5 protein-coding genes are annotated in these 5,265 nt (G+C 37.0%); 2 read left to right on the top strand and 3 right to left on the bottom strand.

The genetic code is table 11. The features are described from left to right. Positions 1-65 precede the first annotated feature (65 nt). The 3 genes from rny to VIH09_RS13180 all read right to left on the bottom strand — a co-directional run bounded on the left by rny (position 66) and on the right by VIH09_RS13180 (position 2,429). A complete protein-coding gene (rny, locus tag VIH09_RS13190) occupies positions 66-1,628 on the bottom strand; it encodes a ribonuclease Y (RefSeq protein WP_331581765.1) in 1,563 nt (520 codons plus the stop codon). A 208-nt stretch (positions 1,629-1,836) separates the two neighbouring features. After that, complete coding sequence (locus VIH09_RS13185; RefSeq protein WP_331581763.1) at positions 1,837-2,130, bottom strand: cell division protein ZapA; 294 nt, start codon at positions 2,128-2,130, stop codon at positions 1,837-1,839. 8 nt (positions 2,131-2,138) lie between these two features. Continuing rightward, a complete protein-coding gene (locus tag VIH09_RS13180; RefSeq protein ID WP_331581761.1) occupies positions 2,139-2,429 on the bottom strand; it encodes a hypothetical protein in 291 nt (96 codons plus the stop codon). A 176-nt stretch (positions 2,430-2,605) separates the two neighbouring features. Between VIH09_RS13180 and VIH09_RS13175 the strand changes: the two genes are divergently transcribed. Further along, complete coding sequence (locus VIH09_RS13175; RefSeq protein WP_331581759.1) at positions 2,606-4,303, top strand: M23 family metallopeptidase; 1,698 nt, start codon at positions 2,606-2,608, stop codon at positions 4,301-4,303. Positions 4,304-4,318: 15 nt separating this feature from the next. Continuing rightward, positions 4,319-5,265: carboxypeptidase-like regulatory domain-containing protein (locus VIH09_RS13170; protein ID WP_331581757.1), on the top strand; the 947-nt coding region annotated here is incomplete at its 3' end.

Below are 5,265 nucleotides of genomic sequence, written 5' to 3'. Positions count from 1 at the left end.
AAAAAAAAAAGGCTTGTCAATTTTTCAATCGACAAGCCTTTTTGTATGGGGTTAGCAGTATAGAATTATTTTGCAATATTCACAGCTCTGGTTTCTCTAATCACGGTTACTTTAACTTGACCAGGATAGGTCATTTCAGTTTGGATTTTTTGTGAAATTTCAAATGATAGGGTCGCGGCATTATCGTCAGAAACTTTTTCGCTTTCCACGATAACACGAAGTTCTCTTCCTGCTTGGATTGCGTAAGCGTTTTTAACGCCATTAAACCCGTAAGCCACTTCTTCGAGGTCTTTTAGTCGTTGTATGTAAGAATCCAATACTTGTCTTCGTGCACCTGGTCTTGCGCCTGATATGGCATCACAAACCTGTACAATTGGGGACAATAGAGATTTCATTTCTATTTCGTCATGGTGAGCACCAATGGCATTACAAACTTCTTCTTTTTCGCCATATTTTTCAGCCCATTGCATTCCTAATAATGCGTGAGGCAAATCACTTTCTGCATCAGGAACTTTTCCGATATCGTGTAATAAACCTGCTCTTTTGGCTAGTTTAACATTCAGACCCAATTCAGCCGCCATGATTCCACAAAGTTTAGAAACTTCACGGGAGTGTTGCAGTAAATTCTGTCCGTAAGAAGAACGGTATTTCATACGGCCCACTACTTTTATCAATTCTGGATGCAATCCATGAATTCCTAAGTCTATAACGGTGCGTTTTCCAACTTCTATGATTTCGTCGTCAATTTGTTTTGCGGTTTTGGCAACCACCTCTTCGATACGTGCCGGGTGAATACGTCCGTCAGTCACTAATTTATGAAGCGCTAAACGGGCAATTTCTCTACGAACAGGATCAAAGCAAGAAAGTATTATCGCTTCAGGTGTGTCATCAACGATGATTTCAACCCCAGTTGCGGCTTCAAGTGCTCTAATGTTTCTTCCCTCACGCCCGATGATTCTTCCTTTGACGTCATCCGATTCAATGTTAAATACAGAGACACAGTTTTCAACCGCTTCTTCCGTTCCAACTCTTTGAATAGTGTTGATGATGATTTTTTTGGCTTCTTGTTGCGCTGTCAATTTAGCTTCCTCGATCGTGTCTTGGATATGGGACATTGCTTCGGTTTTAGCCTCGGCTTTTAGCCCTTCGACCAATTGGTTTTTGGCATCTTCGGCAGATAAACCGGATATTACCTCAAGTTGTTGCAATTGGCTTTTGTGCAATTTGTCAACCTCTATTTGTCTTCTGTCCAGGATTTCGATTTTAGTGGCGTATTCAGCCGCTTTTGATTCGAAATCATCGTTTACCTTTTTAACTTTAGACAATTCGTTAGAAATCTGGGATTCCTTGTCTCTGATTCTTTTTTCGACTTCAGCAACTTTCTTGTCTCTGGCAAGAATTACTTGTTCGTGTTCTGACTTTAATTCGATAAATTTTTCTTTTGCTTGAAGAATTTTATCTTTTTTTATGTTTTCAGCCTCAAGGTTGGCATCTTTTAAAATTGATGAAGCTTCTTTTTTGGCGCTTTTAATTAAATTAGAAATATTGCTTTTTTCAATAATTTTGGCAATTCCAAAACCTGCTGCTATTCCTATTATTCCTGAAATGACGATCGTTATTATGTCCATGTTTGTTAAAATTTATATATAAAAAAGCCTACATTAAGTTGTTTGTATAAACTCGAAAAGACAAGTTTTGAGCTAACTCACTGTTCAAGTTTCCTCGCCGGAGCGTGGCATGCTTTAGTAGTGATGATTTGCTCATTCTAAAATGTTAGTGTTGAGTTTACCAAATGTGAACTAATGTAGGCAGTATCTTAGTTTCTGTAAAGAACGTTTAATTGTCGAGATATTGATCTAAAAGCGCATTGATTTTTTTAATTCTTTCAATAGTTTCTTCACCATTGATAGAGTTGTCAATTTGTTTTTGTTCTGATTGTGAGGCAAACTGTAAGGCGCACATGGCCAAAACATCTTGCTTATCACGAACAGCGTAATTTTCTTCAAATTGCTTCATCATTACGTCAATTTTTTTTGAAGCACTTCGCAGTCCTTCTTCCTGGGACAGCTCCACCGTTAATGGGTATACTCTGTCTGCAATTGATATTTTAATTTTAAGCTTTTCGTCCATATTTTTTACTAATCAGATAGCTGCGCTATACAGTAATCAATTTCACGAATTAAAGAATTTATTTTGAGCTTTGTATCTCTTTTATTATCGTCACTGCCTAGCAATGAGTTGGCGATCTTGAGGGTTTCATACTGCGATTTTAGCGCTTCGATCTCATTTGACTGAGTTTGTATGATGTGTGCAGATTTTGTTAATTCGATTTTTAAATCTTGATTGTTTTTGTCTAAACTTCTTATTTTTATAATCAGTTTTTCAATCTTATTTTCAAGAGTATCAATTATTTCTGCAATTACACTCATTATATAGCCTATTCATTACTTAATATTACAAATTTAGTATTACTTTTTATTATTACAATATTTTATTTGTTTTTTTATTATAAAATAACCAAGTAGTTGTAATGTAATTAGTTACAAATAGTGGTTTTTTGTAAAGCATAATGAATTAGTTTTTTATCTTAGCAAAAATGTATGTCATGAGATTTTTTGTTTTTTTTCTATTGTTTTCAGTTGTCGCTGTTGCCCAAACGGGGTACCCAAAAGACTATTTTAGTTCGCCTTTATCGATCGCGATGGAATTGTCAGGAAATTTCGGTGAATTAAGGCCCAATCATTTTCATGCCGGATTCGATTTCAAGACCTTGCAGAGGGAGGGACTAGATGTACATGCTGTTGCGGACGGCTATGTTTCGAGAATAAAAATTTCTACTTTTGGAAATGGTAAAGCAATTTATATAACGCATCCCAATGGTTTTACTTCCGTATATTGTCATCTGCAAAAGGGAACCGATGCCATTGAAAATTACATCAAGAAAGCGCATTATAAGGAACAGTCATTTGAAATAGAATTGTTTTTAAAACCGAATGAATTGGTTGTAAAGAAAGGACAAACGATTGCGCTTTCAGGCAATACAGGTTCGTCGGAAGGTCCGCATTTGCATTTTGAATTTCGCGACAGCAAAACCGAGAAAATAATTAATCCGCTGTTGTTCGGGTTTGATAAGTTTATAAAGGACACTAAAAAACCGGCTGTTTCTGCGGTATATGTTTATCCGCTGGACGGAAAGACTTCGGTAAACCAATCTAAGCGTCCACTTTTGCTTAGTTTGTCTTTACAAAAAGATGGGACGTATTTGTCTAATAAGGTTTATGCCAACGGCAAAATAGGTTTTGGTGTCACCGCCGTCGATTATGATAATGTATCTTTCAATAAAAACGGGGTATATAAGGTACAGACTTTTTTAAATGGGAAACCTAATTTTGGGTATCAATTTGACACTTATTCGTTTGATGAAATGCGGTATGTAAATGCGTTGGTGGATTATTCCAGGTATAAAAAAACCTCTCAAAGGGTGCAGAAATTATTCATGGCCAACCCGTACAAATTAAGCATAATAAAGACGGATGACACAAATGGTGTTGTGACAGTGCTTCCTAACCTGACCTCTGTGTATCGGATTGAAGTTTCTGATTTTTTTGGCAACCTAAATACCATTTCCATACCAATCAGTTTTGATTCTGCGGCTGCTATTGTTGAAAAAGAAACCGTAGTATCCAATTATTTTGTAAAAGTGAACAAAGACAATGTTTTTTCTAAAAACAACATGTCTGTTTTCTTTCCGGCCGGAACATTCTATGAAGATTTCGACATGAATTTTGATGTGAGGGATGGCGTTTTGTATCTTCATGACGACACCGTTCCCGTTCATTCTCGTTTTGAAATTTCGATGGAGAGCGACAAATACACTGATGCCCAAAAAGAAAAAGTTTTCATTGCGGATATTGATTCCAGAGGTAGGAGCGGATATAATTCTACCAGTAGAAAAGACAATGTGTATTCTGCAAAGCTGAGATCATTGGGTAAATATACTTTGGCGATAGACACAACGGCGCCAACGGTTTCAATTGCAAAATCTGTCGAAGGGAAGTGGATAAGTACGCAGAAAACGCTTCAGCTTTCAATAAACGACAGCGGATCAGGGATAAAATCTTACAATGGTTATTTGAACGGAAATTGGATTTTTTTCGAATATGATTATAAAACCAGGAGAATAACGCATCATTTCAGCGACGGTATTGTCGCGGAAGGAGCCAATGATTTAAAAGTAGTGCTTACGGATAATGTAGGAAATTCAACTACCTTTGAGACTCGTTTTTTTAGAAGTCAAAAATAAAAACACATAGACAGCTTGAATATTAGAAAAATAATTTTTGTTTTTATTGCATTATTGCTGGGATTTTCTTCTTTTGCTCAATCAGCTCGAGTAAAGGGTGTTATTCTGGACATAAACAATCAACCGATAGGCAATGTGAATGTTTCCTGTTCCGGTAGTAGAACCCAAACTAATTTAAATGGTTTTTATTCGCTTAAGATTCCAGAAAATCAAAAGGTGACCATCACTTTTACGCATGTTTCTTTGAAAAAAGCGACGGTTTCCCTTTCTTTAAAAACAAACGAAGAGCAGGAGTTCAATTTGGTGATGAATGACCAACAAGAACAAATGGGCGAAATTATCGTTACCACAAATAATAAAAAACGCGTCCAGGGCCTAACAACCATTGCACCGGAAGTCATTAGAAAAATGCCTGGAGCCAATGCCGGAATCGAAAATATTTTGAAAACCTTACCGGGCGTAAATTCCAATAATGAATTGAGTACGCAGTATGCGGTTCGAGGCGGTAATTATGATGAGAACTTGGTTTATGTAAATGAGATTGAAATATACCGCCCTTTTCTGATTCGCTCAGGCCAGCAAGAAGGACTTAGTTTTACCAACACTGATCTAGTCCAGAATGTCGATTTTTCGGCTGGCGGTTTTCAGGCCAAATTTGGCGATAAATTGTCTTCCGTTCTTGATATCACCTATAGGAAACCTTCGGAATTTGGCGTCACTTTTGAAGCTAGTTTTCTTGGTGGAAGTTTTTCTGTTGATGCCATTTCTAGAAACAAGAAATGGACCGCAATTACTGGAGTTCGATACAGGAACAACAGCCTTTTGGTGAAAAGCCAAGATACCCAAACAAATTACACTCCGACATTTGCCGACATTCAAACTAATATAAATTATCAGGCTTCCGCCAAATGGCAATGGAGTTTCCTTGGCAATATCTCGCAAAACAGCTACAAATACCAGCC

Origin of the sequence: Flavobacterium sp. (genome assembly GCF_036515215.1) — a bacterium.
Taxonomy (GTDB): Bacteria; Bacteroidota; Bacteroidia; order Flavobacteriales; family Flavobacteriaceae; genus Flavobacterium.
This window is presented reverse-complemented; position numbering and strand designations above follow the sequence as displayed.